The sequence below is a fragment of the Spirochaeta dissipatitropha genome (assembly GCF_054657935.1).
This window is the reverse complement of the sequence record NZ_BAAHXT010000051.1, coordinates 1-661: the sequence shown is the minus strand read 5'-3', so window position 1 is coordinate 661 and position 661 is coordinate 1. Positions and strand designations below refer to the sequence as shown.

The window sequence follows — 661 nt, the reverse complement described above, 5'->3', positions numbered from 1 at the left end:
TAGATCTGCCTCGATCATGTTCCGGACCAAAGGATCAGTGAAACGCTGTTCAATTCCGTTTCTGAATGACTGAGTCCGTAGGCTCCTGGTAAAACCGGGGTGATTATACTGGCTGTTGGTATTCTGGATATGAGCAAAAAGCTGTGATTGCTGCCGCACAAAATACTCCCGCCGCCTGAGTAGATCACGGGTTGCTCGCATCCGACGGGGGTACACATAGGCAATCGGAAACATGCCTCCTCTCATGAGAGAAGCAATTTTCCTGGAATCGATTCGATCATTTTTGGTTTTCCCACCATGAATAGCTTTCATGTATAGTGCATGACCGAGAATGAAGGGAACTGAATGATCCTCACAGTAATCAGCGATCCAGTACCAGGTGAACATACATTCCACTCCGACCACAATATCGGAACTGAATTGTGACAGCACTTTGCCAAGGTGCTCCGGATCCGCCGGCATATTCCGGTGAAACAGAATATCTGCATGCTGATTCATGACGCATACATACATTTCTCTTGCATGAAGATCGATTCCTGCATAGAATTCATGTTGGTCTGTAAAGAATCTCATTAGAGCCTCCTTGTCCGGAAGTTTTGTTCTACGGTAAGTATACCGTGCCTCCACATGGGAGGCCTTAATGAGTATCAACTGCTTCAAC

1 protein-coding gene is annotated in these 661 nt (G+C 46.4%); it reads right to left on the bottom strand.

Features of this window, described 5'->3' with window-relative positions; genetic code table 11:
• Positions 1-573, bottom strand: a 573-nt coding sequence (locus ACYQ2L_RS17185) for an IS110 family transposase (protein WP_460058226.1), incomplete at its 3' end; no start/stop codon positions are given.
• Positions 574-661: the final 88 nt, after the last annotated feature.